The 26,616-nt window shown below is 64.2% G+C and carries 28 protein-coding genes; 18 read left to right on the top strand and 10 right to left on the bottom strand.

All coding sequences use genetic code 11. The annotated features are described in order from the left end of the window. Nucleotides 1–31: 31 nt before the first annotated feature. Nucleotides 32–1,294, top strand: a complete 1,263-nt coding sequence (locus E7681_RS12260) for a cation:proton antiporter (protein ID WP_136339590.1) — start codon at nucleotides 32–34, stop codon at nucleotides 1,292–1,294. Nucleotides 1,295–1,337: 43 nt separating this feature from the next. Here E7681_RS12260 and E7681_RS12255 read toward each other — a convergent pair whose 3' ends face one another. Beyond that, nucleotides 1,338–2,675, bottom strand: coding sequence for a DEAD/DEAH box helicase (locus E7681_RS12255; RefSeq protein WP_246032469.1), 1,338 nt, complete (start codon nucleotides 2,673–2,675; stop codon nucleotides 1,338–1,340). Nucleotides 2,676–3,008: 333 nt separating this feature from the next. Here E7681_RS12255 and E7681_RS12250 point away from each other — a divergent pair, with 333 nt between their 5' ends. The 8 genes from E7681_RS12250 to E7681_RS12215 all read left to right on the top strand — a co-directional run bounded on the left by E7681_RS12250 (nucleotide 3,009) and on the right by E7681_RS12215 (nucleotide 9,107). After that, nucleotides 3,009–3,422 (top strand): Fur family transcriptional regulator, encoded by a 414-nt coding sequence (locus E7681_RS12250; RefSeq protein ID WP_136339589.1) that lies wholly within the window; start codon nucleotides 3,009–3,011, stop codon nucleotides 3,420–3,422. 42 nt (nucleotides 3,423–3,464) lie between these two features. Beyond that, complete coding sequence (locus E7681_RS12245; RefSeq protein WP_136339588.1) at nucleotides 3,465–4,256, top strand: glutathione S-transferase family protein; 792 nt, start codon at nucleotides 3,465–3,467, stop codon at nucleotides 4,254–4,256. Nucleotides 4,257–4,319: 63 nt separating this feature from the next. After that, nucleotides 4,320–5,207 carry a DMT family transporter gene (locus tag E7681_RS12240; protein WP_136339587.1) on the top strand — a complete coding sequence of 296 codons (888 nt, stop codon included), beginning with the start codon at nucleotides 4,320–4,322 and terminating at the stop codon, nucleotides 5,205–5,207. Nucleotides 5,208–5,319: 112 nt separating this feature from the next. Continuing rightward, entirely contained in the window at nucleotides 5,320–6,594 is a 1,275-nt protein-coding gene (gene eno / locus E7681_RS12235) for a phosphopyruvate hydratase (protein WP_136339586.1), read from the top strand. Between the two features lie 348 nt (nucleotides 6,595–6,942). Beyond that, nucleotides 6,943–7,293 (top strand): hypothetical protein, encoded by a 351-nt coding sequence (locus E7681_RS12230; RefSeq protein WP_211089796.1) that lies wholly within the window; start codon nucleotides 6,943–6,945, stop codon nucleotides 7,291–7,293. A gap of 254 nt (nucleotides 7,294–7,547) precedes the next feature. After that, nucleotides 7,548–8,048, top strand: coding sequence for a DUF1097 domain-containing protein (locus E7681_RS12225; RefSeq protein ID WP_136339584.1), 501 nt, complete (start codon nucleotides 7,548–7,550; stop codon nucleotides 8,046–8,048). 123 nt (nucleotides 8,049–8,171) lie between these two features. Next, the gene (locus tag E7681_RS12220) at nucleotides 8,172–8,663 is read left to right on the top strand and encodes a hypothetical protein (RefSeq protein ID WP_136339583.1); all 492 of its coding nucleotides are present in this window, start codon (nucleotides 8,172–8,174) and stop codon (nucleotides 8,661–8,663) included. 15 nt (nucleotides 8,664–8,678) lie between these two features. Next, complete coding sequence (locus tag E7681_RS12215; RefSeq protein ID WP_136339582.1) at nucleotides 8,679–9,107, top strand: cupin domain-containing protein; 429 nt, start codon at nucleotides 8,679–8,681, stop codon at nucleotides 9,105–9,107. 166 nt (nucleotides 9,108–9,273) lie between these two features. Here the strand turns inward: E7681_RS12215 and pgl are convergent, their stop codons facing one another. Together pgl and zwf are read right to left on the bottom strand one after the other, a co-directional pair. After that, nucleotides 9,274–9,945: a 6-phosphogluconolactonase gene (gene pgl, locus E7681_RS12210; RefSeq protein WP_136339581.1), complete on the bottom strand. Its 672-nt coding sequence runs from the start codon at nucleotides 9,943–9,945 to the stop codon at nucleotides 9,274–9,276. Further along, the gene (gene zwf / locus E7681_RS12205) at nucleotides 9,942–11,399 is read right to left on the bottom strand and encodes a glucose-6-phosphate dehydrogenase (protein WP_136339580.1); all 1,458 of its coding nucleotides are present in this window, start codon (nucleotides 11,397–11,399) and stop codon (nucleotides 9,942–9,944) included. Before zwf ends, pgl begins: the two co-directional genes overlap by 4 nt. 166 nt (nucleotides 11,400–11,565) lie before the next feature. Here zwf and E7681_RS12200 point away from each other — a divergent pair, with 166 nt between their 5' ends. Then, complete coding sequence (locus tag E7681_RS12200; protein WP_136339579.1) at nucleotides 11,566–12,519, top strand: radical SAM protein; 954 nt, start codon at nucleotides 11,566–11,568, stop codon at nucleotides 12,517–12,519. A gap of 159 nt (nucleotides 12,520–12,678) precedes the next feature. Here the strand turns inward: E7681_RS12200 and E7681_RS12195 are convergent, their stop codons facing one another. Next, nucleotides 12,679–13,782 carry an anhydro-N-acetylmuramic acid kinase gene (locus E7681_RS12195; protein ID WP_136339578.1) on the bottom strand — a complete coding sequence of 368 codons (1,104 nt, stop codon included), beginning with the start codon at nucleotides 13,780–13,782 and terminating at the stop codon, nucleotides 12,679–12,681. 82 nt (nucleotides 13,783–13,864) lie between these two features. Between E7681_RS12195 and tyrS the strand changes: the two genes are divergently transcribed. Continuing rightward, nucleotides 13,865–15,118 (top strand): tyrosine--tRNA ligase, encoded by a 1,254-nt coding sequence (gene tyrS / locus E7681_RS12190; protein ID WP_136339577.1) that lies wholly within the window; start codon nucleotides 13,865–13,867, stop codon nucleotides 15,116–15,118. A 136-nt stretch (nucleotides 15,119–15,254) separates the two neighbouring features. On the opposite strand, the gene E7681_RS12185 is transcribed toward tyrS, so the two are convergent. Next, the gene (locus tag E7681_RS12185; RefSeq protein WP_136339576.1) at nucleotides 15,255–15,716 is read right to left on the bottom strand and encodes an Lrp/AsnC family transcriptional regulator; all 462 of its coding nucleotides are present in this window, start codon (nucleotides 15,714–15,716) and stop codon (nucleotides 15,255–15,257) included. A gap of 166 nt (nucleotides 15,717–15,882) precedes the next feature. Here E7681_RS12185 and E7681_RS12180 point away from each other — a divergent pair, with 166 nt between their 5' ends. The 5 genes from E7681_RS12180 to E7681_RS12160 all read left to right on the top strand — a co-directional run bounded on the left by E7681_RS12180 (nucleotide 15,883) and on the right by E7681_RS12160 (nucleotide 19,920). Then, a complete protein-coding gene (locus tag E7681_RS12180; protein WP_136339575.1) occupies nucleotides 15,883–16,185 on the top strand; it encodes a DUF2849 domain-containing protein in 303 nt (100 codons plus the stop codon). Beyond that, nucleotides 16,185–17,852: a nitrite/sulfite reductase gene (locus E7681_RS12175; protein WP_136339574.1), complete on the top strand. Its 1,668-nt coding sequence runs from the start codon at nucleotides 16,185–16,187 to the stop codon at nucleotides 17,850–17,852. The genes E7681_RS12180 and E7681_RS12175 overlap by 1 nt, the downstream gene beginning before the upstream one ends. Continuing rightward, complete coding sequence (locus E7681_RS12170) at nucleotides 17,842–18,585, top strand: phosphoadenylyl-sulfate reductase (protein WP_136339573.1); 744 nt, start codon at nucleotides 17,842–17,844, stop codon at nucleotides 18,583–18,585. Before E7681_RS12175 ends, E7681_RS12170 begins: the two co-directional genes overlap by 11 nt. Beyond that, entirely contained in the window at nucleotides 18,582–18,992 is a 411-nt protein-coding gene (locus E7681_RS12165) for a DUF934 domain-containing protein (protein WP_136339572.1), read from the top strand. Before E7681_RS12170 ends, E7681_RS12165 begins: the two co-directional genes overlap by 4 nt. A 79-nt stretch (nucleotides 18,993–19,071) precedes the next feature. Then, a complete protein-coding gene (locus tag E7681_RS12160) occupies nucleotides 19,072–19,920 on the top strand; it encodes a ferredoxin--NADP reductase (RefSeq protein ID WP_136339571.1) in 849 nt (282 codons plus the stop codon). A gap of 73 nt (nucleotides 19,921–19,993) precedes the next feature. Here the strand turns inward: E7681_RS12160 and E7681_RS12155 are convergent, their stop codons facing one another. Next, complete coding sequence (locus tag E7681_RS12155) at nucleotides 19,994–20,662, bottom strand: hypothetical protein (RefSeq protein WP_136339570.1); 669 nt, start codon at nucleotides 20,660–20,662, stop codon at nucleotides 19,994–19,996. Between the two features lie 194 nt (nucleotides 20,663–20,856). On the opposite strand from E7681_RS12155, the gene infC reads away from it, so the two are divergent. Continuing rightward, on the top strand, nucleotides 20,857–21,402 hold the full coding sequence (infC, locus tag E7681_RS12150) for a translation initiation factor IF-3 (protein ID WP_136339569.1): 546 nt from the start codon (nucleotides 20,857–20,859) through the stop codon (nucleotides 21,400–21,402). Between the two features lie 75 nt (nucleotides 21,403–21,477). Continuing rightward, the gene (locus tag E7681_RS12145; RefSeq protein WP_136339568.1) at nucleotides 21,478–22,071 is read left to right on the top strand and encodes an SAM-dependent methyltransferase; all 594 of its coding nucleotides are present in this window, start codon (nucleotides 21,478–21,480) and stop codon (nucleotides 22,069–22,071) included. A 98-nt stretch (nucleotides 22,072–22,169) separates the two neighbouring features. Here the strand turns inward: E7681_RS12145 and E7681_RS12140 are convergent, their stop codons facing one another. The 4 genes from E7681_RS12140 to E7681_RS12125 form a co-directional block, all read right to left on the bottom strand. Next, complete coding sequence (locus tag E7681_RS12140) at nucleotides 22,170–23,159, bottom strand: molybdopterin-binding protein (protein ID WP_136339567.1); 990 nt, start codon at nucleotides 23,157–23,159, stop codon at nucleotides 22,170–22,172. Then, complete coding sequence (locus E7681_RS12135) at nucleotides 23,156–24,121, bottom strand: XdhC family protein (protein ID WP_136339566.1); 966 nt, start codon at nucleotides 24,119–24,121, stop codon at nucleotides 23,156–23,158. The genes E7681_RS12140 and E7681_RS12135 overlap by 4 nt, the downstream gene beginning before the upstream one ends. A gap of 75 nt (nucleotides 24,122–24,196) precedes the next feature. Then, entirely contained in the window at nucleotides 24,197–25,459 is a 1,263-nt protein-coding gene (locus E7681_RS12130; protein ID WP_136339565.1) for a vWA domain-containing protein, read from the bottom strand. Nucleotides 25,460–25,530: 71 nt separating this feature from the next. Then, nucleotides 25,531–26,439: an AAA family ATPase gene (locus tag E7681_RS12125; protein ID WP_136339564.1), complete on the bottom strand. Its 909-nt coding sequence runs from the start codon at nucleotides 26,437–26,439 to the stop codon at nucleotides 25,531–25,533. Between the last annotated feature and the right edge of the window lie 177 nt (nucleotides 26,440–26,616).

Genomic DNA, 26,616 nt, shown 5'->3' with positions numbered 1-26,616 from the left:
GCCCTGACGAGACACAAGGAATTTTGATCCAATGACATTGCTGCAAATCACCTCGCTTCTGATCGTGCTGGCCGGGGCGTTCGGTGCCATCAACTACCTGTTTTTGAAACTGCCCTCGGCCATCGGCATTCTGGTCGTTTCGCTGCTGGCCTCGGTCGCCGTGCTGGTGCTGGACCTGTTCCTGCCGGGCCTGCACATGGCCCAGACCGCCCGCAACGTGATCCTGGGCATCGACTTCTCGGACGCGCTGCTCGAAGGGATGCTGGGCCTGTTGCTGTTCGCGGGCTCTCTGCACGTCAAGCTGGCCGACCTGCGCGCGCAATGGCGCGTCGTGGTGCTGATGGCAACGCTGGGTGTCGCGCTTTCCACCGCCGTGGTCGGCGCGGGTTTCAGCTGGATCACCGGCATGCCGCTGGCCGTGGCGCTCGTCTTTGGCGCGTTGATTTCCCCCACCGATCCGGTCGCCGTGATGGGCGTTCTGCGCGAAGCCAGCCTGCGCAAGTCGCTGGAGACCAAGATCGCCGGGGAATCCCTGTTCAACGATGGCGTCGGCTACGTCGTCTACCTTGTGCTGGTCGCGATGGCCTTTCCGGCCACATCCGGCGGGCACGGGGCCGAGGCGGGCTCTGAGGTCGAATTCGCCACCATGCTGTTCCTGCAAGAGGCCGCGGGCGGCGCGATCCTGGGCATCGTGCTGGGCTGGTTGGTTTTCCGAATCATGCGCCTGATCGACGACTATTCGCTCGAGGTGCTGCTGACCCTCGGCCTGGCCTTTGGCGGCTACGAACTGGCCGTCTGGCTGCACGTCTCGGCCCCGATCATGGCCGTCTGCGCGGGCCTGCTGATCGGCGACATCGGCGCCAAACACGGCATGTCCGAGGAAACCCGTAAATACGTCGACGCCTTCTGGAAACTGATCGACGAGATCCTCAACGCCGTCCTGTTCCTGCTGATCGGGTTCGAGGTCTTCGCCGTCGCCTTCTCGGCCGATCTGCTGGTTGCTGGCGCACTCGCCATCGCGCTGGCTTTGCTGGCGCGACTGGCCGCCGTCGCGATCCCGATCTACCTGCTGGGCGGGCCGCGCAAATTCGGCCCCGGCGTGATCCCGATCATGACCTGGGGCGGGCTGAAGGGCGGCATCTCGGTCGCGCTGGCCCTGTCCCTGCCCGACAGCGAATGGAAGCCGGTGATCCTGACCGCGACCTATATCGTGGTGGTGTTCTCGATCATCGTGCAGGGGCTGAGCGTCGGCAAACTGGCCGCCAAAGTGGGCCGCGAACCCGAACTGGTCTGACCCCATAAAAAAAGCGGCACCAGATTGGTGCCGCTTTGCTGTCTCAGGCCGCGTTACGGGCCGAGCGTTTCTGCGAGGGCCCCTTGCGGCGGCGGAACGGCTTGCCACCGGGGGCGCCTGCATCCGCGCGGGCACCGGGCTTGTTGCCCTGCCCATGACCCTGGCCATGTCCCTGACCCTGACCACCGCGACGGCCCTGCCCGGGTTTACCCTGCGGACGGCCCTGTTGTTGCTTGGGCTGGCCCGGCATTGCCTCCCACGGGCGGCCCGAGGCGACGGGGATCGTCAGCTTCATGACCTTCTGGATGTCCTTCAGCTGGTCCATCTCGTCCGGCGCGCACAGCGCGATCGCCTTGCCGTCACGACCCGCACGCGCGGTCCGACCGATGCGGTGCACGTAGTTTTCCGGCACGTTGGGCAGCTCGTAGTTGTAGACGTGCTTCACGTCCGGAATATCCAGACCGCGCGCCGCCACATCGGTGGCCACCAGAACGCGCGCCTCACCCGACTTGAACGCCGAGATCGCCCGTTCCCGCTGGCCCTGGCTCTTGTTGCCATGCACGGCGGCGACGGCATAACCCGCCTTTTCCAACTGACGCGCCAGACGGTCCATGCCGTGCTTGGTGCGCCCGAAGACCACCGCCAGTTCGTCGCGGTGCGCGTCCAGCAGCTCGATCAGCAGGTTGGTTTTCTCGGCCTTGGCGATGAAGTGGATCGACTGGTCGATCTTGTCGGCCGCCTTGCCCGGGGGATTCACCTGCACCCGGCGCGGGTTGGTCAGATAGCTTTCCGCGATTTCTGCCATCAGCTTCGGCATCGTGGCCGAGAACAGCATGGTCTGGCGTTCCGAGGGCAGCATCCCGGCGATCTTGCGCAGCGCGTGGATAAAGCCCAGGTCCAGCATCTGGTCGGCCTCGTCCAGCACCAGGAACTTGGTTTCCTTCAGGCTCAGCGCGCCGCGATCCAGCAGGTCGATCAGGCGGCCCGGAGTGGCCACCAGAATGTCAACGCCGCGCTCCAGCCGCTTGGCCTGCGCGTTCAGCGAGGCGCCGCCGACGACCAGCGCCACCTTCATCGGCATGCCCTGCACGAATTCGGCCAGCGTATCGGCGATCTGCTTGGCCAGTTCGCGCGTGGGGGCCAGCACCAGGCCGCGCACGGCCTTGGGGGCGGGTTTGCCCTGACCCGACAGCAGCTCGACCAGCGGCAGGCCAAAGGCGGCCGTCTTGCCGGTACCGGTCTGGGCCAGGCCCATCACGTCATGGCCTTCCAGCGCCAGCGGGATGGCGCGGCTCTGGATCGGGGTGGGTTCGGTCAGGCCCAGCGTTTCGATGCGCGCGGCCAGTTTGGGCGCAAGGCCCATCATCTCGAATTGGTTCAAAATCGGTTCCTCTGGCCTTGCAATATGCAAAGCCGATTGCGGACGCCTCTGCGCCCGTGTCGTGGTTGCCCGGGGGTCTCTGCCGACAGGCCTCGTGCCTGAATGCCGCCGTCCGGTCGATCCCACGCGTGATATTGGGAAAACGTCTGTCGGGTGTCCCGGGCGCGGCTGGATGCCGGCAATCGCCCCCTGCTCACGCGGCAAAGGACACCTGTTAGCGCCCAAATGGGATGCTGCGGCGCAGAAGTCAAGGAAAATCCCCGCCGACGCGGTGCAATCGGTCTGGAAACGGGGTCGGCTTGGCCTTAGAACAGGGCGCAAAAAAGGTTGCCCATGTCCCAGACCATCACGTCCCGCTGCGAGGCCATCGGCCTGCGCATGACCGGCCAACGCCGCATCATCGCAGCCGTGCTGGAGGAGTCCGAAGACCACCCCGACGTCGAGGAACTGTACAACCGCGCCTCGGCCCGCGATTCCGCGATCTCGCTGGCGACCGTCTACCGCACCGTGAAACTGTTCGAGGAATCGGGCATTCTGGACAAGCTGGAATTCGGCGACGGCCGCGCCCGATACGAGGACGCCGAGCGCGACCACCACGACCACCTGATCGACATGAACACCGGCCAGGTCATCGAATTCTGCGACCCCGAGATCGAAGCCCTGCAGGAAAAGATCGCCGCCAAGCTGGGCTACACGCTGAAAGGCCACCGGCTTGAACTCTACGGTGTGCCGATCAAGAAACGCTAGACCTCGCCCCCCTGCGCGCTACCCTTGCCGCAGGAGGACCCCATGAAGCCGATCATTTATCATATTCCCGTTTGCCCATTTTCCCAGCGCGTGGAAATCCTGCTGGCCCTCAAGGGCCTGACCGATGCGGTCGAATTCCGCACCGTCGACATCACCAAACCCCGCGACCCCGAGCTGCTGCGCAAGACCCGCGGCACCACTGCGCTGCCGGTGCTCGAGGATGAACAAGGCCGGATCATCAAGGAATCCCTCGTGATCCTGCGCTATATCGAGGACCGCTTTCCCACCCCACCCGTCGCGCGCACCGATCCCTACGAACGGGCCGTGGAAAACCAGCTGATCGCACTCGAAGGGCCATTCGTCGGTGCCGGCTACATGTTCGTTATGAACCAGGACCGCGCAAAACGCCCTGATTTCGAACAGAAAATGCTGGGCACCTACAAACAGCTGAACGACTTCCTCGCCCATCACGCGCCCTACGGCCCCTTCCTGTTCGACACGTTCGGGCTGGCCGAGGCGGTCTATACCCCGATGTTCATGCGCTTCTGGTTCCTGGACTATTACGAGGGCTTCCAGATCCCCGACACGCCCGACTTTGCCCGCGTCAAGCAATGGCACGACGCCTGTCTGGCCCACCCCGCCGCCCAGCAGGTCAGCCATGACGAGATCGTCAAGCTTTACTACGACTACGCGCTGGGGGCCGGGAATGGCGCGCTGCTGCCGGGCCGCGCGCGCTCGTCCTTCGTGTTCGAGCCCGACTGGCCCGGCCGCCCCATGCCCCCGCGCGACAAGTGGACCACCCATGCAAGCGACGCAGAGCTGGGTCTCGTCTGACGATCCTTGCCCTTTGCCCTGCGCCCCCGTATGGCGGGATCAGAGCGAACGGGAACACATCACATGAACAACATCCGCGGGATCCTTCTGGTCATCCTGTCCATGGCCGCTTTTGCGACCGAGGACATGTTCGTCAAGGCCATGACCCAAAGCCTGCCGACCGGACAGGTGATGTTCCTGCTGGGCGCGGGCGGCGCGCTGGTGTTCGCCGCCGTCGCCAAATCGCGCGGCGAGACGCTGATCGCGCCGCTGTTCCGCAACCGCGCCCTGCTGATCCGCACCGTGGCCGAGGGGTTCGCGGCGTTCTTCTTCATCACCTCGCTGTCGCTGGTCGCCATGTCCACGGTCGCCGCCGTGTTCCAGGCCACCCCGCTGGCCATCACGCTGGGGGCCGCGCTGTTTCTGGGTGAACAAGTCGGCTGGCGGCGGTGGAGCGCCATTCTGGTCGGTTTCGCCGGCGTTCTGATGATCATCCGCCCCGGCATGGCGGGGTTTGACCCGGCGATGCTGATGATCCTGGGCGCGGTCGCCGCCATCGCCACGCGCGACCTGATCTCGCGCCGCCTGCCCGCCGACATGTCCTCCTACGTGGTCAGCTTCCACGGCTTTGCCTCGCTTGCCGTGGTCGGCCCGCTGATGATGTTGACGCAAGTCACGCCGCCCGCCGCGCTGTCGCTGCCGCATCTGGGCCAGATCTTCGGCGCGCTGGTCTTTGGCGTCTCGGGCTATTACGCCATCGTCATCGCCACCCGCACCGGCGACGCCTCGGCCATCACGCCGTTCCGCTACACGCGTCTGATCTTCTCGATGATCCTCGGGATGCTGGTGTTTTCCGAACGCCCCGACCTGATGACCTATCTCGGCTCGGCCATCATCATCGCTTCGGGGCTGTACACTTACTTGCGCGAACGCCGCCTTCTGGCCCGCGCGGCCCCCGCCGCCAGCGCCTGAAACGCGGCAATTCACCCCCGTTAACGCAAACGTCCGCGCCGCCCCCTTTTCACTTGGGCCTTGTGCCTCTAAAAGCCCGCTCAAATACCTATTTCACAAGGGAAGCGACCCAATGAGCACCATTATCGACATCCACGCCCGCGAGATCCTGGATTCCCGCGGCAACCCCACCGTCGAGGTGGACGTGATCCTCGAAGACGGCACCATGGGCCGCGCCGCTGTGCCCTCGGGTGCGTCGACCGGTGCCCACGAGGCCGTGGAAAAGCGTGACGGCGACAAGTCGCGCTACATGGGCAAGGGCGTGCTGGAAGCCGTCGCCGCCGTCAACGGCGAGATCGCCGAGGCGCTGGTTGGCTTTGACGTGACCGAGCAGGTCGCCATCGACATGGCCATGATCGAGCTGGACGGCACCCCCAACAAATCCCGTCTGGGCGCGAACGCCATTCTGGGCGTGTCGCTGGCCTGCGCCAAGGCAGCCGCCGATTTCACCGCCCAGCCCCTGTTCCGCTATGTCGGCGGCACCTCGGCCCGCGTCCTGCCGGTTCCGATGATGAACATCATCAACGGTGGCGAACACGCCGACAACCCCATCGACATCCAGGAATTCATGATCATGCCCGTCTCGGCCACGAACATCCGTGACGCCGTCCGCATGGGCTCTGAGGTGTTCCACACCCTGAAGAAAGAGCTGACCGCCGCGGGCCTGTCCACCGGTCTGGGTGACGAAGGCGGCTTTGCCCCCAATATCGAATCCACCCGCGCCGCGCTGGATCTGATCCTGGCCTCGATCGAGAAAGCCGGCTACAAGCCCGGCGAGGACATCTACCTGGCCCTCGATTGCGCCTCGACCGAGTACTACAAGAACGGCAAATACGAGATGGTTGGCGAAGGCAAGTCGCTGACCTCTGCAGAAAACGCCGAGTATCTGGCCCAGCTGTGCGCCGACTACCCGATCATCTCGATCGAAGACGGCATGAGCGAAGACGACTGGGAAGGCTGGAAAATCCTGACCGACAAGATCGGCGACAAGGTGCAGCTGGTCGGTGACGACCTGTTCGTGACCAACCCCGCCCGTCTGGCCGATGGCATCAAGCAGGGCGTCGCCAACTCGATGCTGGTGAAGGTCAACCAGATCGGTTCGCTGACCGAAACCCTGAAGGCCGTCGATATGGCCCACCGCGCGCGCTACACCAACGTGATGTCGCACCGCTCGGGCGAAACCGAAGACGCCACCATCGCCGACCTGGCCGTCGCCACCAACTGCGGCCAGATCAAGACCGGCTCGTTGGCGCGTTCGGACCGTCTTGCCAAGTACAACCAGCTGATCCGCATCGAGGAACTGCTGGGCGAGACCGCCGAGTATGCAGGCCGCTCGATCCTGAAATAATCCGGCTTTTTCGGATGCAGACGGCCCGCCAATCGGCGGGCCGTTTTCGTTTGGACTCAACGATTTGCCCAAAAATGACCCGTCGGGGCGAAAAAATTTCAACGTCAGCGGGAACAATTTGATCAATCTTGCGTTGATCTCTCATCTGCACACGCAGAAAGCGAGCAATCCGGTGGGGGCATCGGAAGGGAGACAATGGAGAAAATCTACGAAGAGGCGTCACAGCCGTCCCGTTTACGCAGATGGATCTACTGCGCGATTGAACCGATTGTTACTGTGCTTTTCGTTGTGTTTCTTTTGGCTTTGCCTGACCTGCTGCATGCACGGCAAAAACCCCTGCATATCGTGATGAACGACCGCGGCGGCGTCGTGTCGCAACGCAAGGCCGAGATCCAGAAAATCGCCGCCGCCGGTGGCCGGGTCGAGATCCGGGGCCGCGTTTGCCTGTCCTCGTGCACCATGTATCTGGGCGCGCCGGATGTCTGCGTTTACCCGACCACGAGTTTCGGGTTTCACGGCCCCTCGAACCACGGCCGCCCGCTTGGCTCCAAACAGTTCGAGTACTGGTCCAAGGTCATCGCCTCCTACTATCCGGCCGATCTGGCGCGCTGGTATATGAAGACCGCCCGCCACATCGAGAAGGGCTATTACAACCTGACCGGCGCGCAACTGATCGCCCTGGGCATCCCCGCCTGCTAGGCATTTCGGCAGGGTCGTACGACCATTTAGCTGCGGCGCCCGCCCCCGGAAAATCCCGGCAGGACGGGCGCAATCGACAATATACCCGTTCAATATCAGCGCCTTACAAGAACGCGCCAAAAGTCGACCCCCTTGTGGTCGTATAAACCAACGTCCCATAACCGGCCAGCAACTCCCCCCGATAAGCTATGGCCGCGGACCCGCCGCCATCTGCAATCCGGCCGGCCGCATCTGCTTTAGGGAGGAAACCAAGCATGAATCTCATCAACGCGCTCGCGATCTCGATCGGCGTTCTGGCCGCCGTCGCAACCTGGCTGTGCCTTGGCACGCCCTATGGCCTGGCGGTCTGGGCCCTGTTCATCGGCTGGGGCAGCTTTTACCACACCGGAGGCGGCACCGCAGGCTTCGCCAAATCCGCCGTCAACCACGCCTGGGGCGCTGCCGTCGCCGCCATCGCGCTGTTCATGGTCGCCACGGTCGGCGGCTCGGTCGTCGTGACCTCGGGGATCGTCGGCGTGTCGGTCGTCGTGCTGGTCCTTGGCGCGCATCTGCCGCTGCTGTCCACGATCCCCGCCGCTGTTTATGGCTACGCCTCGACCGCCGCGTTCTGCCTGCTGTCCGGCGTGGCGCTGGGGGATCTGGGCGCCGTCGTGATGGCGGCGGTCATGATCGTCGTCTCGCTGGTTCTGGGCAACGCCTTTGGGTTTGTCTCGGAAAAGGGCGCGGGCCTGCTGGTCGGCAAAGCCGCCAGTTGAACGGCGCGAAGGGGCCACACCGGCCCCTTCAAGCCAAGGGTTGGCAGAAGAAAGTGATCGTGCTATGATTGAAATATCAACCATTTACTCACCTTTGAGGAAAGTAGGCCGAAAACGCGCCGTTTGTTCCCCCTCTGCTGCCGCGCCCTGGCGGTGTTCGTGGTCCTCGCCACCACGCCCCTGAGCGGCACCGCCGCCACCTCAGGCCGCGTCCAGATCGGCGACGATCACGGCGGCAAGGTCTCGGACCGTCAGCGCCAGATCGCCATCCTCAGCAAGTCGGGAAAAACCGTGGCGATCCTGGGCCAACATTGTCTGTCCTCCTGCACGATGTTGTTGGCCCTGACAAACCTGTGCATCCATCCCAAGACCGTGTTCGGGTTTCACGGCCCCTCGGATTTCGGGGCGCAACTGCCGCCGGCTCAGTTCGAGTATTGGTCGCAGATCATCGCCAGCCACTACCCGCCGGGCCTACGGTCCTGGTACCTGCGCGAGGCGCGCTTTACCCTGACGGGGTATTACTACCTGACCGGATCGCAACTGGCGCAGCACTATGGTTTTGACCTCTGCGGTGGGAAACGGATAGGCATCGGCATCCCCTCCTATAACCCGTAATGCCCCAAGATCCCCATGACCGCCGACCAGATCATCGACCTTCTGAACCTGATCCCCCACCCCGAGGGCGGCCATTACCGCCAGACCTGGGTGCAGGACCCCGCCAGCGGCCGCCCCGCCGGCACCTGCATCTACTTCCTGCTCCGGCAAGCCGAACGCAGCCACTGGCACAGCGTGGACGCCGCCGAGATCTGGCACTTCTACGCCGGTGCCCCGCTGATCCTGTCGCTGTCGGAAACCGCCCAAGGCCCCGCGCAGCAGCATTTGCTGGGCCCCGACCTGCTCGCAGGGCAGCAGCCGCAGATCATCGTGCCGCCGCACCACTGGCAATCCGCCCAAACGACCGGAGACTGGACGCTGGTCGGTTGCACCGTCTCTCCCGGGTTTCAGTTCGAGGGCTTCACTCTGGCGTCGCCGGAATTCGACATCCCGAATGTGACGTAACGTCACAGCAAAATCGTCGCAGCACCCGACACATGAATCACCTAGCTTGAAAGTTGCCTACACAGAAGGCGCACACGCCCGAAGCTCTTGCGGACGGCACCCCCCGGTTGGCTTTTCTCGGTTTGAGTGTTGCAAGGTTGGCCAGACCGGGGGCAGCCGCCGCAGATCAGGCAGCCCAATGGATTTCGGCGTTTTCCAGAATGGTGGCGACCGGCGCGCGCTCGGGCGGTTGATTGCGCGCCACGCTCAGCGCGTCGCGTTTGGCCTGCCCGGTGATCACCAGATGCAGCGACAAAGACCCGCGCAGCGCCCGCGCGCTCAGGCTGACGCGCGGTTCGGGCTGGGCGGCCGTACGAATTGCCACCAGCGACGGCGCATCCGCGGCCAGCGCCTGCGCCAGACCATCAGCATCCGGGAACAGGCTGGCAGTGTGCATGTCCTCTCCCATCCCCAGCAAGGCGACCGCGGCGGGCAGATAGGGGCGGATGACCTGCTCCAGCTGGCCCAGCGCCAGCTCGGGCGTGTCCGCCGTAGCGTAAAGCGGCAGGAACCGCGCAGCAGCCGCCCGCCCCACCAGCAAGCGTTCCCGGATCAGACGCCCGTTCGAGCGGGGGTGATCCTCGGGCACCCAGCGCTCGTCACTGGGCATCACGTCCACCCGCGCCCAGTCCAGATCGGCCGCGCAAAGCGCATCAAAGATCGGCGCCGGTGTCGTCCCCCCCGGCACGATCAGCGTCGCGCGCTCCTCGTGCATCAGGGCGGCGGTCAGTTCCCCTGCCAGTTGCTGCGCCAGATCGATCGCCAGCATGTCCCGGTCGGCGTAGTCGATCAGCTTCATGCCCGGATCTCCCGCCATTTGCGGCCCGAGCGGTGCAGCAGCGCCAGCGCATCTTCTGGGCCGAAACTGCCGGTGGCATACGGGATCGGTTTGTCGCCGCGCGCCTCCCAGCTGGCGATGATCGGGTCGGTCCAGGCCCAGGCGGCCTCCACCTCGTCGCCGCGCATGAACAGCGTCTGGTTGCCGCGCACCACGTCCATGATCAGCCGCTCGTAGGCATCCGCCGCGTCGTCCGCATCCGGGCCCAGCGCCTCGGAAAAGGTCATGTCCAACGGCACGTCCACCAGCCGCATCCCACCCGGCCCCGGCTCCTTGATGGTCACATCCAGGTCGATGCCTTCATTCGGCTGCAACCGGATCGTCAGGATGTTCCGGTGCCGTCCGGTATCCTCGGTAAAGATGTTGTGCGGCGCCTCCTTGAAAACAACCGCGATCTCGCTCGCCCGGTCGCTCAGCCGCTTGCCGGTGCGCAGGTAGAACGGCGTGCCCGCCCAGCGCCAGTTGATCACGTTCAGCTTCATCGCGATAAAGCTTTCGGTGATCGAGTCCGGGTTCTCCACGTGCTCCAGGTATCCGGGCTTTTCGTGATCGGCCAGGTACTGCCCGCGCACCAGATCGTCGCGCCCCACCTCGCCCAGCGCGCGGATCACCTTCAGCTTTTCGTCGCGTACCGCGTCCGGGTCAAACTTGGCCGGAGGCTCCATCGCAATCAGGCACAGCAACTGCATCAGGTGGTTCTGCACCATGTCCCGCATCGCCCCCGCGCGGTCATAGTATTCCCCCCGTCCGCCAACCCCCACGGTTTCGGCCACGGTGATCTGGATGTGGTCGACGTAACGGCTGTTCCACAGCGGCTCGAACAGCATATTGCCAAAGCGCAGCGCCATCAGGTTCTGAACGGTTTCCTTGCCCAGGTAATGGTCGATCCGGTAGATCTGGCTTTCGTCGAAATGCTCGGCCAGCGAGCGGTTCAGCGCCTGTGCCGTCGCCAGATCCCGGCCAAACGGCTTTTCCACCACGATCCGCGCGTCGTGATCCGCCATCCCGTACTGGTGCAACCGCTGCGCCAGATCGCTGAACAGGCTGGGCCCGACCGAGAAATAGAACGCCCGCACCCGCCCCGGATGCATCTTGGCGGCCAGCGCGTCCCAGCCTTCCTCTCCGCGCGCATCCAGCGTGACATAGGACAGGGTCTTCTGAAACCGCTTGATCGTGCCCGGCTCGCACCCGGAATGACCGCTGTTGAACTCCAGCAGCGCCTCGGCCACGAAGGCCCGGTATTCCACGTCGTCCATCTGCGAGCGTGCCGCCCCGATGATCCGCGTCCCTTCCTCCATCTGGCCCGCGCAAAAGCGCCGGAACAGCGCCGGCAATATCTTGCGCCGCGCCAGATCACCGGTGCCGCCAAATATCACCAGGTCGAACGGATCGACCGGAATCACGCGCGATGCCATCGCCTTCCCCTTGTTTGCAGGCCCCAGAGGTTCCCGGATGATGCGGCCCCCTCCAATGTCTAGCACACCCCCCTCGGTTCACAATGGTGTCAGGGCCAAAAGCGCCTCTTCCCTCCCCTTGCCGCACACACTAGCCTGCCGCGCAATCAGAACGAACGGACGCGCCATGAAAGATCACAGTGTAACCAGTGCAAACGTGGGCAAGTTTCAGGACCCAAAGCTGACAGCAGACGGCCAGACCCGCGCCACCGTCGCGCTGACCCATCCCCGCACGCTGTGGTTCAACACCGGCACCCTGTGCAACATCACCTGCGCGAACTGCTATATCGACAGCTCTCCCACCAATGACGCGCTGGTCTACCTTTCGGCGGCCGAAGTCGCCTCGTACCTAGCCCAGACCATCCAACGCGCCTGGCCCATCACCGAGATCGGCTTCACCGGCGGCGAACCCTTCATGAACCCCGAGATCATCGAAATGGCCCGCCTCTCTCTGGAAGCCGGCCACGAGGTGCTGATCCTCACCAACGCCATGCTACCGATGATGCGCCCCAACATGCGCGACGGCCTCACCCAGCTGAACGCCGCCTTCCCCGGCAAACTGACTCTGCGCGTATCGCTGGACCACTGGGACGAAACCCGCCACGACGCCGAGCGCGGCCCCGGCAGCTTTGCCAAGACCCTGCAAGGCATGGACTTCCTGCGCGATGCAGGCATCCCCATGTCCGTGGCAGGCCGCGCCCTCTGGCACGAAAGCGACGCCGCCGCCCGCGACGGCTATGGCCGCTTGTTCGCCGAGCGCGGCTATGCCATCGACCCGCACAACCCCGGCCAGACCGTCCTCTTCCCCGAAATGGACCTGACCGCCGAAGTCCCCGAGATCACCACCGCCTGCTGGGGCATCTTGAACAAATCTCCCGACGACGTGATGTGCGCCTCTTCCCGCATGGTGGTCAAACGGAAGGGCGCCGAAAAACCAACCGTTCTGGCCTGCACCCTACTAGCCTACGACCCGCAATTCGAACTGGGCGAAACGCTGGAACAGGCCGAACGCCCCGTCGCCCTGAACCACCCCCATTGCGCAAAGTTCTGTGTGTTGGGTGGGGCAAGCTGCTCGGCCTGATTGCGCCTGCGGCGAGCGGGTATGGGGGGCCAGCCCCCCTCTGGCCTGCGGCCATTCACCCCCCGGGATATTTGGAAAAAGAAGAAGGGTAAGGGCGCGCGCCTTCTGGCTTCTTTCTGATCCAAATACTCACGGCGCAACGGTGTCGCCGATAAGACGCTACAGAATGGAGGGCGACGAGATTTCGCCGCCGCCGACCAATGCGCGCACACCTGTTGTTGTGGGGCAGGACGTGGGTAGGCCGCGTTGAACCCGGGCGGCCAGGTAGGCGAAGGCCTGCGCCTCCAGCATGTCGCCGTTCAGGCCGACCTCTTCGATGGCATGGACCGGGCAATCGAGGCCGACGCGCAGCATTTCCATCATCACGGGGTTGTGGCGTCCACCTCCGGTGATCAGAAGCTGATCGGGCGGGATTGGGCAATGTTCCATCGCCTGCATCACGGCGGCGGCGGCCATGCCGGTCATCGTGGCGGCGGCATCGGCGTCGTCCAGTTCGCGCACCAGCTCGAGCATGTCGGCAAAGGCGTCGCGGTCCAGCGACTTGGGCGGCATCCGGCGGAAATACACGTCATCCAGGAACAGCTCCAGCGCGCCGGCGACCACCTCGCCCTGAGATGCGAGCGAGCCGTCGCGATCGAAAGGCTCGCCGCGGCGTTGCATCATCAGGTCGTTCAGCGGCGCGTTCGCGGGGCCAGTATCGAAGGCCAGCAGCGCCCCCGGGGTTTCCGGGCCGGGTTTATGCGGGTCGATCCAGGTGATGTTGCCCACCCCGCCCAGGTTCAGCATCGCCAGCGGCCGTTTCGCCCCGATCCATTGCGCGCAGGCGAAGTGGTAGAACGGCGCCAACGGGGCCCCCTGCCCGCCCATCCTTACATCGGCTGAGCGGAAGTCCCACACCACCGGAATGCGCAACTCCTCGGCCAGGCGGGCGCCGTCTCCGGCCTGATGGGTGCCGCGCCCCTCGGGGTCATGCGCCAGGGTCTGGCCGTGAAAGCCGATCAGCGCCGCGCCGCCGATGCTTGACAGCAGCTCCAGATGTGCGTCCTCGACGATGCGGGCGGCCTCGGCCACGCCGTCCTCACCGGGCCAGCGTCCCAGGGCCGCGCGCAGCACCGCCTGTTCCTGAGCCGAATAGGGCCGATAGCCGCTTTCGCCGAAGTCCAGAATGCGCACGCCGTCGGTCAGCACCATCGCCGCGTCCACCCCGTCCAGCGAGGTGCCCGACATCGTGCCCAGAACCCAAAGCGGTTCGCTGTTTTTCATACCCCAACCCTGCCGAAAACCGGTTTCGCTTGCCCGGATTGCACACTATACACAGCCGCGCAACGTTCAAAGGGACAAAACCATGACCTACCACCCCAAATCGGACTTCATGACCGTCATGATGCAGCGCGGCTTTCTGGCCGATTGCACCGATTATCAGGGCCTTGACGAGGTGCTGAGCAAAGGGGTGGTTCCGGCCTATATCGGCTTTGACGCGACGGCGAAATCGCTGCACGTCGGCAGCCTGATCCAGATCATGATGCTGCGCTGGCTGCAAAAGACCGGCCACCAGCCGATCACCCTGATGGGCGGCGGCACCACCAAGGTGGGCGATCCCTCGTTCCGCGCGGATGAGCGCCCCCTGCTGACCCCCGACCAGATCGACGACAACATCGCCGGGATCAAGAAGGTCTTTGCCAAGTACCTCGATTACGACCGCGCCGACACGCCCGCCTTGATGCTGAACAATGCCGAGTGGCTGGACGGCCTCAACTACCTCGATTTCCTGCGCGACATCGGGCGGCATTTCTCGGTCAACCGGATGCTGTCGTTTGAATCCGTGAAATCGCGTCTGGACCGCGAGCAGTCGCTCTCGTTCCTCGAATTCAACTACATGATCCTGCAGGCCTATGACTTCCTCGAGCTGAACCGCCGCTATGGCTGTCTGCTGCAAATGGGCGGCTCGGACCAGTGGGGCAATATCGTCAACGGCATCGACCTGACCCGCCGCGTGCTGGACAACCAGATCTTTGGCCTGACCTCGCCGCTGCTGACCACCTCGGACGGCAAGAAGATGGGCAAATCCGCCGATGGCGCGGTCTGGCTGAATGCCGACATGCGCAGCCCCTACGAGTTCTGGCAGTTCTGGCGCAACACCACCGATGCCGATGTGGGCCGGTTCCTGAAGCTCTATACCGAGCTGCCGCTGGACGAATGCGAGCGTCTGGGCGCGCTGGCCGGGTCGGACATTAACGCCGCCAAGGTGATCCTGGCCAACGAGGTCACCACCCTGTGCCACGGCGCCGAAGCCGCCGCCGCCGCCGAGGCGACCGCGCGTGAAGTCTTCGAAAAGGGTGGCGCCGGTGACGACCTGCCCACCGTCGAAATCCCCCGCGCCGAGCTGGGCGACGGCCTGTCCATCGTGCAGGCTCTTGTCCGCTCGGGCCTGGCGAAATCCGGCAAGGACGCCAAGCGCCTGATCGCCGAGGGTGGCGCGCGCATCGACGACGAGCCGCTGACCGACGCCGGCCTGATGCTGGACGCCGGTGCGCTGTCCTCGCCGGTCAAACTGTCGGCCGGCAAGAAGCGGCACGCGCTGGTCAAACTGGCCGACTGACCCCGGATTCGGGACGTGCGAAAACGTCCCGAATCCTTACAAATTTCCGTCTGAACGGATCGTGACCCCGCCGCGCGCTCTCCCCGAGTCGCGCGGCGTTTGTCACTTTACCGTCCGCCCTGTCAGGACAAAATTCTCACAATGGCAGGGCCGTCGTGGACTTGATTTCCTCCATCGACAGCAGCGCCGTGACGTTGTGCACCTTCACCTCGGAAATCAGCGACTGATAGAATTCGTCGTAGGCGCGCGCGTTCTTGACGCGCACTTTCAGGATATAGTCGATATCCCCCGCCAGCCGGTGCGCCTCTTGCACTTCCGCGCGATCTTGCAATGCTTTCAGGAACTTGCGCTGCCACTCAGCCTCGTGCTCGGACGTGCGGATCAGCACGAAGAAGCACGCGTCGAACCCCAGCTTCTCGGCGTCCAGCACCACGGTCTGCGGGCCCATGACGCCGGCCTCGCGCATCTTGCGGATTCGATTCCACACCGGCGTCTTTGACGACCCGACTTTGCGCGCGATTTCGTCTAGGGATTGCCCCGCATCGCGTTGCATCTCCACAAGGATTTTTCTGTCCGTCTCATCCAGCCGAACCGACATTTTTCTTTCTCCGCTTCATTTGGAACAATCCGTTCGGTTTTGGGTGCCAAACTCGATGATGTCCTTATTTCTTCCCGCATATGGCGGAATAGGGGGAATATTTTCTATATTGCACAGCAAGTCAACACGACATCCGAAACGATTTCCCAAGCAGAGGATACACCCGATGCCCCGTCCTTTCACTCCCAAGGTCATCACCGCCAACGCGTTGCTCGAAGGTGACGTGGTCTATCTGACCACCGCCGACACCTGGACGCGCCAGATGTGCCAGGCTGAACTGATCGAGGACGAGGCCCACGCCCAGATGCGCCTTCTGGATGCAGAACGTCAACGTAATCAAGTGGTTGGCGCCTATCTGATCGACGTCAGCAAGGGCGAGAACGGCCCTGAGCCGACCCATTTCCGCGAGGATTTCCGCCGCACCGGCCCCTCGAATTATTTCCACGGCAAGCAGGCAGAGGTGGCGTGATGTATAAATATTCGGACTTCGACAAAAAATTTCTGGCCGCCCGGAATGCCCAGTTTCGTCAACAGGTCGCGCGCCGCATTGACGGCTCGCTGACCGAGGACGAATTCCGCCCCCTGCGCCTGATGAACGGCCTGTACCTGCAGCTGCACGCCTACATGCTCCGCGTGGCCATTCCCTATGGCACGCTGAACGGCGCCCAGATGCGCCAACTGGCTGTGATCGCTGACAAATTCGACAAGGGCTACGGTCACTTCACCACCCGTCAGAACATCCAGTACAACTGGCCCAAGCTGCCCGACGTGCCGGATATCCTGGACGCGCTGGCCGAGGTGAACCTGCACGCGATTCAGACCTCGGGGAACACGATCCGCAACGTGACCTCGGACCATTTCGCCGGTGCCACCGCCGAAGAGGTTAACGACCCCCGCCCGCTGGCCGAGCTGATCCGCCAATGGTCCACCGATCACCCGGAATTCCAGTTCCTGCCGCGAAAGTTCAAGATCGCGATAACCGGCAGCGCGCAGGACCGCGCCGTCACCGCCGCGCATGACATCGGCCTGCGTCTGGTGTCGCGCGACGGCGTCGAAGGCGTGCAGGTGATCGTCGGTGGCGGTCTGGGCCGGACCCCGGTTGTTGGTAAGGTTATCAAGGACTTCCTGCCCAAGGCCGACCTGCTGCCCTACCTCGAGGCGGTCGTCAGCGTCTACAACCTGCTGGGTCGTCGCGACAACAAGTACAAGGCGCGAATCAAGATCACCGTGAACGAAAACGGGCTCGACACTTACCGCGATCTTGTCGAGGCGCGCTTTGCCGAGCTGCGCCCGCTGTTCTCGGGCGTCGATCAAGAGGCCCTGGCCGAGATCGAAGCCATGTTCGCCGCGCCTGACTTTGCGGACAAGGACACGCAAGCCTTTGATACGGCTTACGAAAACGATCCCGTCTTCCGCTCTTGGGCTGACACCAACCTGTCTGCGCACAAGGCGCCGGGCTATGCGATCGTGACCGTTTCGCTCAAGGCGCACGGGCAAACGCCGGGCGATGCGACCAGCGACCAGATGCGTCTGCTGGCCGATCTGGCGCAACAGTATGCGCACGATGAACTGCGCATCAGCCACGAGCAGAACGTGATCCTGCCGCATGTCCACAAATCGGACCTGCCCGCGCTGCACGCCGCGCTGAAATCGCAGGGTCTGGCGACCGCGAATATCGGCCTGATCAGCGACATCATCGCCTGCCCCGGCATGGATTATTGCGCCCTGGCGACTGCCCGCGCGATCCCCGTCGCGCAGCAAATTGCCGTGCGTTTCGAAGAGCTTAAGCTGGAGCATGAGGTCGGTCCGTTGAAGATCAAGATCTCGGGCTGCATCAATGCCTGCGGCCACCACCATGTCGGCCATATCGGCATTCTGGGTCTGGATCGCGCGGGCGTCGAGAACTACCAGATCACGCTGGGCGGCGACGGCACGCAGGACATGGTGATCGGCGAACGCGCCGGCCCGGGCTTTGCCTATGACGAGATCGTGGACGCCATCGAGCGAATCATCCGCGCCTACCTGGAACTGCGCGAAACCCCCGAGGAAACCTTCCTCGAGGCCTACCGCCGCCTTGGCCTGGACCCGTTCAAGGCCGCCCTCTACCCGGAGGCTGCGAGGAAAAATGCCGCTTGAACAACCGCTTGGCTCGATCGACGAGCGTGTGGAGCATCTGAACCGGCGCTATCAGCACCACGCGGCCAGCGCGGTGCTGAAGCGGGCCATGTCCGACAGTCAGGTCGGCCGGATCGCCATGGTGTCCTCGTTCGGCGCGGAAAGCGTCGTGTTGCTGCACATGGTGGCGATGGTGGACCGCACCACGCCGGTTCTGTTCATCGACACCATGATGCTGTTCCCGGAAACCCTGCAATATCAACGGGATGTCTCGGAACGGCTGGGGCTGACGGATGTCCGCGTGATCCAGGCCAGCAAGGCTGATCTGGACGCACAGGACCCTTACGGCGCGCTGCATCTGCGCGACACCGACGCCTGCTGCGACCTGCGCAAGACCCGCCCACTGGAGGACGCGCTCAGCGGTTTCGACGCCTGGATCACCGGCCGCAAACGGTTTCAGGGCGCCAGCCGCGCCGCGCTGGACTTCTTCGAAAACGAAGACGACCGCCGGATCAAGGTCAACCCGCTGGCCCATTGGGACAAACAGGACGTTCAGGATTACCTGATCAACAACCGTCTGCCGAGGCATCCCCTTGTTTCCAAAGGGTTTCCGTCGATTGGCTGCCGGCCCTGCACCTCGGCGGTCAAGCCGGGCGAAGACGAACGTGCAGGCCGTTGGCGCGGCAGTGAGAAAACCGAGTGCGGCATCCACATGGTGGACGGCAAACTCGTCAGAACAGGAGCAGCGCAATGAGCGTGATCGTGACCGATGCGGGCTTTGGCCCTGATGACTGGACCGGCGGATTCACCGCCCTGGGCGAGGCCGCCAATGACGTGCTGTCGCTGGACGTGCCCTCGGACGCCGAACCCGAAGCACTGACCGAACAGCTGGCCCATCTGCAAATGGTGCGCATCGCGTTCCCGGCTTTCTCGGACGGGCGCGGGTTCACACTGGCCAAACGTCTGCGGCTGATGGGCTACACGGGCCGTCTGCGCGCGCATGGCCACGTGATCGCGGATCAGTACACGATGGCGCGCCGCTCTGGCTTTGACGAGGTGGAAATCAACGACGACCTCGCCGCCCGTCAGCCTGCCGATCAGTGGCAATTCCGCTCCGATTGGCAGGAAAACGACTATCAATCCAGGCTGCGCCGGGGCTGAGGCCCCTTGCCGCCTTTCATCTGACATGGATCAAAGATAACTGGGGAATGCTGGTTTAGACCACCGGCAAAATGGACATATGACCGAGATTAGACCTGTGACCGAAGCGAAAGCCGTAAAAGTCCCCCACCTGCCCGACGCCCAGACCGTGACCGAGGTCAAACACTGGACCGACCGCCTGTTCTCGTTCCGCTGCACGCGCCCCGCGTCGCTGCGGTTCCGTTCGGGCGAGTTCGTGATGATCGGCCTGATGGGCGACCCGGACCCCAAGACCGGCAAGCAAAAACCGCTGCTGCGCGCCTATTCCATCGCCTCGCCCAGCTGGGACGAGGAGCTGGAGTTCTACTCGATCAAGGTGCAGGACGGCCCGCTGACTTCGAAACTGCAGCACATCCAGGTGGGTGACGAGGTGATCCTGCGACCCAAGCCTGTCGGCACGCTGGTGCACGACGCCCTGCTGCCCGGCCATCGTCTGTGGTTCTTTGCCACCGGCACCGGCTTTGCGCCTTTCGCCTCGCTGCTGCGTGAACCGCAGACCTATCAGGATTACGACGAGGTCATCATCACCCACACCTGTCGCGAAGTGGGCGAGCTGCAATACGGCCGCGAGCTGATTGAAAGCCTGAAAACCGACGAACTGCTGAACGAACTGATCGGCGAAGGCTTCTGGAAGAAGATCAAGTATTACCCGACCACCACCCGCGAAGAGAGCCCCAAGATGGGCCGCATCACCGACCTGATGCGCTCGGGCGAGGCGTTCGAGGATCTGGGCGTGCCGCCGCTGACCAAGGAATGCGACCGCGCGATGGTCTGCGGCAACCTGGCCTTCAACCTGGAAATCAAGCAGATGCTGGAAGATTACGGGCTTGTCGAAGGCGCCAACTCCTCGCCGCAGCATTACGTGGTCGAGAAAGCGTTCCTGGACTAACCCATTCGCTTTACGCAATAAAAAACGCCGCGCCTTTTCGGGCGCGGCGTTTTCTTTTGGCCTGCGGACCGGATCAGAGACCCAGCGCGCCCCGTGCCTGCTCCAGCACTTTGGCCAGAACTTCGGGGTTGTCCCGCGCGCCTTCCAGAGCGGCCTTGGTGGTCATCTTGGTGGCGGCGTCCAGTTCCGACGCATCGATGGCGGCGATGGCCTTGTCGTAGTCAAAACCCTCGAGGGTGAACAGCTCGCCCAGCGACGGCGCGGCGGTTTCGGCGGCGGTGGTTGCCTCGGCGACGGGTTCGCTGGTCACCGCCTCTTTGGCCTGCTCAACAGCCTCGGCGGCTTTCTCCATCACGTTGCCAGCTGCGTCCTTGGCTGCCTCCACGGCTTCGGTCGCCTGCTCTTTTGCGGCAGCGGCGGCAGCTTCAGCAGCGGCCTTGGCTTCGGCAGCGGCAGCTTCGGCAGCAGCTTTTGCTTCGGCGGCAGCGGCCTCGGCAGCTGCTTTAGCCTCTGCAGCAGCGGCCTCGGCGGCAGCTTTGGCTTCGGCAGCAGCAGCTTCGGCGGCGGCCTTCGCCTCGGCGGCCGCGGCCTCGGCATGGTCACGCGCGGTATCGGTGGCCGCTGCCGGTTCACTTGCTTGCGCGGGCGCCTGAGCCTCTACCGGCTCGTTCTTGGGGGTCAGAACAAAATACCCCAGCACGGCCAGAGCAGCCACAACGGCAATCCCAACAAAGCTTTTCATGAATGTCTTCCTTATTTCCTTGGACGGCTCACCAACAGCGGTCCTTCACAGGACACATGTTCCGACACCAACGCCACGACAAGGGGGAAAAGCGATCGGTTTGCATCATCGGCACCGTTTTGCCGCTTGAAGAAAGCCAGCCCCGGGGATAGGTTACAGCCGCAAAATTCGTCAATTATCGAAGGAACAAAACCATAGCTCGCAGACCTCACAATGCCCCGCCGTCGCGTGAAACCGGTCCCCGTATCAACGACCGTATCCGTGGCTCTGAAATCCGCCTGATTGGTGCGGACGGGGAAAACGTCGGCGTCGTCTCGCCGCAACAAGCCCTGAGCATGGCCGAAGAGGCTGGCCTGGACCTGGTCGAGATTTCTCCGAACGCCACGCCGCCGGTGTGCAAGATTATGGACTTCGGCAAGTTCAAGTACGAACAGCAGAAGCGTGAATCCGAAGCTCGCAAGAAGCAGAAGATCATCGAGGTCAAAGAGATCAAGTTCCGCCCCGGCACCGACACGCACGACTACGAGGTCAAGATGCGCTCGGTCCTGAAGTTCCTTGAAGGCGGCGACAAGGTGAAGATCACCCTGCGCTTCCGTGGCCGCGAAATGGCCCACCAGAACCTGGGCCGCGAGCTGCTGGAACGTGTGGCCGAGGACGTCAAAGAGGTCGGCAAGGTCGAGAACATGCCGAAGATGGAAGGCCGCCAGATGATCATGATGATCGGGCCGCTGTCCAAGTAATCTGACGCAACAGTGATTTGCCGCGCCCCTGCGTTTGTTTCAAACGTGGGGGCGTTGTGTTTTCAGGAGAGGCCCATGTGGGAACAGCGATACGCCACCGATGAATACGTCTTCGGCACCGAACCCGCGCGCTTTCTGTCCGAACATGCCAACCTGCTGATCCCCGGCGCAACGGCGCTGTCTGTTGCCGACGGCGAGGGGCGCAACTCGGTCTTCATGGCACAGCGCGGCATGCAGGTCACGGCGCTGGAATTCGCCCCCTCCGCCATCCGCAAAGCCCGCGCACTGGCGTCGGATCGCGGCGTATCCGTGGACATCCAGCATGCGGACGTGCTGCGCCACGACTGGCCCGCGCAATACGATCTGGTCGCTGGCATCTTTATCCAGTTCGTCGGCCCGCACGACCGCAAACGCCTGTTCGACGGCATGAAAGCGTCGGTCAAACCCGGCGGCCTGATGATGTTGCACGGCTACACCCCCAAACAGCTGGAGCATGGCACCGGCGGCCCGCCCTTTCCCGAAAACATGTACACCGATGTGATCCTGCGCGCCGCCTTCGTCGGCTGGGACATCCTCGAATGCCGCGCCTACGAACGCGAAGTCCAGGAAGGCCGCGGCCACTCCGGTATGTCCGCTCTCATCGATTTCGTCGCGCGCAAACCGGCCTGAACCCGCCCCGGCCCAAAACCCAACCCCTGGCTTCTTTCTGATCCAAATACTCAATTCCAACGGCACCGCAAAACTGCGGCCCGAAGGTCTCGCACCGATCAGGATTTTCCCCGTCGTGGCATTGGTCGGGTCGGGATTTCCTTCAGCAAACCGCCCACCCCCATACGGGCAATATCAGCCGCCCCAACCGCAACGCCGCAGACCACGCGTGACAGCACCCAATCCGCCCCGTTCAGCGCGGGCGAGCGCGCGCAGCCGGGCAGGCCGATCACCGACGCCTCTCCTAAACTGCCCAAAAACAACAGGTTGCCCGGATCGACAGGCATCCCGAACCGTTCGATCTGCCCCCCCGCCCGACGCACCGCCTGCGGCGCCACATCCATTGGGTCCGACGTGGCCGAGCCTGTCAGGATCAGCTTCAACTCCCCCTGCGCGGCCTGCAACGCCTGCGCCAGAGGGCCCTCGCGGTGTGGCACGGTGACAACCTGCTCCAGCGTCACCCCCAAAGCCTCCAGCCGTGCGGCGATCGCAGGAACGCCTTTTTCGCCCGCACCACCCGGGATTTCGGTCACGATCAACGAGGCCGTCTTCAGCACCGGCGGCGCGAAACTGATCGCACTGTCCGCCAACGCGCAGGCCCGCTCCAGATCGGCGACGGGCACCCCGTAAGAGATGATCTTGACCGTCGCCACCATGCCGCGCGGGCCCATTTGCTGATAGGGCGGAACCGTCGCGACGGTGATCATCGGATGCACTTCGTTGACCGCGTTCAGCCGCGCCTCGTCCAGCAGCGCCACACCCGGCCCCTCGGCCAGGACATTGACACGCCCGGTGAAGGCCTCGGTCAGGCGCAGCCCCTTGGGCGCGGGCACCAGTGCCGCCGCCAATTGCGCCGCCGCGGCATCCTCGTGCAGGTCATCTTCGGACAAGCGCGCGACGATAACCGAGTCCAGCCCGGCCGCCTGCATCGCCGCGACATGCTCCGCGTTCAGAACCACCCCCTTGCGCAGCTTTTGCCCGGGCAATTCCAGCGAATGCGCCAGGATCGCGCCTTCGGCCTGCGACGGAGGAACGGGGCCGAACTTCATCCTTTTCTCAGCACTTGCGTGCATTCCGCCAGGATCGACACGGCGATTTCCGCGGGGCTGGCGGCACCGATGTCCAACCCTACGGGGCCGTGGATGCGGCCGATTTGTTCGGGCGTGAAGCCGCGCGCGGTCAGCCGGTCCACCCGTTTGGCATGGGTCCGGGTCGAGCCAAGCGCACCGATGTAGAACACGTTTGCCGCCAGCGCCTGCTCCAGCGCGGGGTCGTCGATCTTGGGGTCATGCGACAGCAGCACCAGCGCGGTGCGACTGTCCAGGCCCAACTCTTGCACGGCATCATCGGGCCAATCGTGCAGGATCCGCTCGCCAGGGAACCGCGCATCCGAGCCGAACGCCTCGCGCGGGTCGATCAGCGTCAGGTCGTAGCCCGCCAGCTGGGCCATCGGCACCAGCGCCTGCGCGATATGCACTGCCCCCACGATGATCATCCGCAGCGGCGGGTTGTGGATCGAGACGAAGAACCGCCCCTCCTCCTCGAACCCCGAGCGGTCCATGCGGAACCGCTCGGCATAGCCGTGATGGGTCAGCACGCGGTCACCGTCGACCAGATCGGCCACCACGGCGACAGGCCGCCGGGCGGCGCGGGCGGCGACCAACTCTTCTAGCAGACCAACGGGCAAGGCCTCTCCGACCGGCTCGACAAGCACGCGGATGGTGCCGCCACAGGCCAGACCCACGGCAAAGGCGTCGCCGTCGCTGACGCCGAACTCCAACACGCGGGCCTTGCCGTCTTCCAGAGCCTCAAGCGCCTCCATCACGACCGCGCCCTCGACGCAGCCGCCGGAAACCGAGCCCATGATCTCGCCCTCGCCCGAGACGGCCAGTTGGCTACCCACCCGGCGCGGGGCACTACCCCAGGTTTCCACCACGGTCGCCAAAGCCGCGCCCTTGCCAGAGCGGTGCCAGTCCAGCGCGATCTCGGGAATATTGTCGAAACGGTCCATGATGAGCCTCCCTCTGGGGCGCAGATTAGCACAGGTTTCGCCGCTGTCTGCCCCCGTCGGCGTACGACGAAAGTGTCAGCCCTCGGCGCGCAGCAGGGCCATCAGGCGGGCTTTCTCGCCGCCGTCTTCGGGGCGCGAGATGGCGTCGGCGAGTTGCTCCAGCGTGGCGATGGAGTGGCCGGCGCGGAAGGCGTCGACATGGGGGAGCATGGCTTTGATGCCTTGGGCCTTGGGCGCGAAACCGTCCCAGCGCAGCAAGGGGTTCAGCCAGATCAGCCGGCGCGAGGAGAGGTGGAGGCGCTCGACCTCTTTTTCCAGCGCGACGGGATCGCCCCGGTCCAGCCCGTCGGTGATCAGCAGAACGACCGCGCCCTGCCCCATGACCCGGCGCGACCAGTCGCGGTTAAATGCATGTAAACACTCGCCAATTCGCGTACCTCCCTGCCAATCCTGCGCCTCGGCCCCGGCGGATTTCAGCGCCTGATCGACGTCGCGGGTGGCCAGATGACGGGTGATATTGGTCAGCCGCGTGCCAAAGGTGAAGGCGTGCACACGCGCCCAGCCCGCCCCTTTTTCATTCGCGACGGCATGCAAAAAATGCAAAACCATGCGGCTGTATTGGCTCATCGAGCCGGAGATATCGCACAGCACGATCAGGTTCGGATAACGGGTTTTGTGTGATTTGAGCGCCAAATCACAGGGTTCACCACCGCGCCGCATCATCGCCCGCATGGTGCCGCGCCAATCGACCTGACGGCCCTGCAAACTGGCTTGCATCCGGCGCGTGGCGATCGGTTTCACGGGTAGCTTCAGCCGCGCCAGCATCCGCTTGGCCTGGCGCACTTCCTCGGCGCTCATCAGCTCGAAATCGAGGGTCTTGAGGCGTTCCTCGGCAGACATGGTGTAGGAGGCGTCGACCTCGATCTGGGTCTCTTCCTCGCCGCCTTCGGGCTGGGGGATGTCGGGCATCTGGCCTTCGAGCAGCGCCTCGGCGGCGCGTTTCTCGGCGGCCTGCGCGGGGCGTTCCTCTTGCACGCCGCGAATGGCGGGGAGCATCATCGCCATCATGTGCTCCATGTAGCGCGGATCGCGCCAGTAGAGCCGGAAGACCTGGGAGAAGATCACGCGATGTTCGGGGCGGTTCACGAAACAGGCGTGCAGAACCCAGTAGAAATCGCGTTTGTCGGTGAACCCCGCGGCCTGCACGGCGCGGATGGCGTCGATCACCCGGCCCGGCCCGATCGGCAACCCCGCCTTGCGCAGGGCGCGGGCGAAATGGGTGATGTTATGGGTGAGCTTGGGGTTGTCCGGGAGCGGAAGATCGGGGAGTTGCACCATGTGTCACCCGTAGAGGTGGGGGGCTGTCTGCCCCCCACACCCCCCGAGGATATTTGCAAAAAGAAGAAGCATCAGGCGGGCGCGAGGGCGGCGCGGGAGTCGTCCAGCAGGCGCTTGGCCTCGGAGCCTTGCAGGCGCTGGATGTCGTCCTGGTATTTGAGGATGGCGCCGATGGTGTCGGCGATGACTTCGGGCGAGAGCGAGAGCACGTCGAGGGCGAGCAGGCATTTGGCCCAGTCGATGGTTTCGGCCACGCCGGGTTTCTTGAACAGGTCCTCGGTGCGCAGGCGCTGGACGAAGGCGACAACCTCGCGCGAGAGGGATTCTGCGGCTTCGGGGGCGCGGGCGTGCAGGATGTCGAGTTCGCGGTCGAAGGTGGGGTAGTCGACCCAATGGTAGAGGCAGCGGCGCTTGAGGGCGTCGTGCACCTCGCGGGTGCGGTTGGAGGTGAGGATGACGATGGGCGGTTCGGGCGCGTGGATGGTGCCGAGTTCCGGGATGGTGACCTGGAAGTCGGAGAGGGCTTCGAGCAGGAAGGCCTCGAACGGTTCGTCGGTGCGGTCCAACTCGTCGATCAGCAGGACGGGGGCGCCACCGGGTTGCGGGCGCATGGCCTGCAGGAGGGGGCGTTCGATCAGGTAGTCCTCGGTGAAGAGTTCCGTTTTCAGGGCGTCGCGGTTGGCGCCGCCTGACGCCTCGGCGGTGCGGATGGCGATCATCTGGGCGGCGAAGTTCCATTCGTAGACGGCGCTGGCGGCGTCCAGCCCTTCGTAGCATTGCAGTCGGATCAGGCGGCGGCCGAGGGCGGTGGCGATGGCCTTGGCGATCTCGGTCTTGCCGGTGCCGGCCTCGCCCTCGAGGAACAGCGGGCGGCCCAGTTTCAGCGACAGAAAGGTCACCGTGGCCAGGGCGCGGCCGCAGACGTAGTTCTGCTGTGCCAGCGCGGTTTGCACGTCGTCGATTGAAGTGATGTCGCTCATGTCCGTCCTCCCGTTCCCCATCCATGCAGGCGCGGGGGGGCGCGTCAAGTAGCACCAAAGGCGCAGATGCGGGGTGACGTTGACGCTGGGGGCCGAGGCTGTCATGATTCCGGTAAGGATTTCCGGGGTAGAACGGGCAGACCCGCAACCGGAGCATGGGCAGTGCCGTCATGAGTG

The sequence above is a fragment of the Thalassobius vesicularis genome (genome assembly GCF_004799325.1).
In the GTDB taxonomy this organism is placed as follows: Bacteria; Pseudomonadota; Alphaproteobacteria; order Rhodobacterales; family Rhodobacteraceae; genus Thalassobius; species Thalassobius vesicularis.
The sequence above is the reverse complement of the archived record's forward strand: the minus strand, read 5'-3'. Positions and strand labels throughout refer to the sequence as shown.

Coding starts and splice junctions, on each gene's coding strand:
- E7681_RS12260 (WP_136339590.1), top strand. CDS start 32: ATGACATTGCTGCAAATCACCTCGCTTCTGATCGTGCTGGCCGGGGCG.
- E7681_RS12250 (WP_136339589.1), top strand. CDS start 3,009: ATGTCCCAGACCATCACGTCCCGCTGCGAGGCCATCGGCCTGCGCATG.
- E7681_RS12245 (WP_136339588.1), top strand. CDS start 3,465: ATGAAGCCGATCATTTATCATATTCCCGTTTGCCCATTTTCCCAGCGC.
- E7681_RS12240 (WP_136339587.1), top strand. CDS start 4,320: ATGAACAACATCCGCGGGATCCTTCTGGTCATCCTGTCCATGGCCGCT.
- eno (WP_136339586.1), top strand. CDS start 5,320: ATGAGCACCATTATCGACATCCACGCCCGCGAGATCCTGGATTCCCGC.
- E7681_RS12230 (WP_211089796.1), top strand. CDS start 6,943: ATGAACGACCGCGGCGGCGTCGTGTCGCAACGCAAGGCCGAGATCCAG.
- E7681_RS12225 (WP_136339584.1), top strand. CDS start 7,548: ATGAATCTCATCAACGCGCTCGCGATCTCGATCGGCGTTCTGGCCGCC.
- E7681_RS12215 (WP_136339582.1), top strand. CDS start 8,679: ATGACCGCCGACCAGATCATCGACCTTCTGAACCTGATCCCCCACCCC.
- pgl (WP_136339581.1), bottom strand. CDS start 9,945: ATGAAGCTGATCGACTACGCCGACCGGGACATGCTGGCGATCGATCTG.
- zwf (WP_136339580.1), bottom strand. CDS start 11,399: ATGGCATCGCGCGTGATTCCGGTCGATCCGTTCGACCTGGTGATATTT.
- E7681_RS12200 (WP_136339579.1), top strand. CDS start 11,566: ATGAAAGATCACAGTGTAACCAGTGCAAACGTGGGCAAGTTTCAGGAC.
- E7681_RS12195 (WP_136339578.1), bottom strand. CDS start 13,782: ATGAAAAACAGCGAACCGCTTTGGGTTCTGGGCACGATGTCGGGCACC.
- tyrS (WP_136339577.1), top strand. CDS start 13,865: ATGACCTACCACCCCAAATCGGACTTCATGACCGTCATGATGCAGCGC.
- E7681_RS12185 (WP_136339576.1), bottom strand. CDS start 15,716: ATGTCGGTTCGGCTGGATGAGACGGACAGAAAAATCCTTGTGGAGATG.
- E7681_RS12180 (WP_136339575.1), top strand. CDS start 15,883: ATGCCCCGTCCTTTCACTCCCAAGGTCATCACCGCCAACGCGTTGCTC.
- E7681_RS12175 (WP_136339574.1), top strand. CDS start 16,185: ATGTATAAATATTCGGACTTCGACAAAAAATTTCTGGCCGCCCGGAAT.
- E7681_RS12170 (WP_136339573.1), top strand. CDS start 17,842: ATGCCGCTTGAACAACCGCTTGGCTCGATCGACGAGCGTGTGGAGCAT.
- E7681_RS12165 (WP_136339572.1), top strand. CDS start 18,582: ATGAGCGTGATCGTGACCGATGCGGGCTTTGGCCCTGATGACTGGACC.
- E7681_RS12160 (WP_136339571.1), top strand. CDS start 19,072: ATGACCGAGATTAGACCTGTGACCGAAGCGAAAGCCGTAAAAGTCCCC.
- E7681_RS12155 (WP_136339570.1), bottom strand. CDS start 20,662: ATGAAAAGCTTTGTTGGGATTGCCGTTGTGGCTGCTCTGGCCGTGCTG.
- E7681_RS12145 (WP_136339568.1), top strand. CDS start 21,478: ATGTGGGAACAGCGATACGCCACCGATGAATACGTCTTCGGCACCGAA.
- E7681_RS12140 (WP_136339567.1), bottom strand. CDS start 23,159: ATGAAGTTCGGCCCCGTTCCTCCGTCGCAGGCCGAAGGCGCGATCCTG.
- E7681_RS12135 (WP_136339566.1), bottom strand. CDS start 24,121: ATGGACCGTTTCGACAATATTCCCGAGATCGCGCTGGACTGGCACCGC.
- E7681_RS12130 (WP_136339565.1), bottom strand. CDS start 25,459: ATGGTGCAACTCCCCGATCTTCCGCTCCCGGACAACCCCAAGCTCACC.
- E7681_RS12125 (WP_136339564.1), bottom strand. CDS start 26,439: ATGAGCGACATCACTTCAATCGACGACGTGCAAACCGCGCTGGCACAG.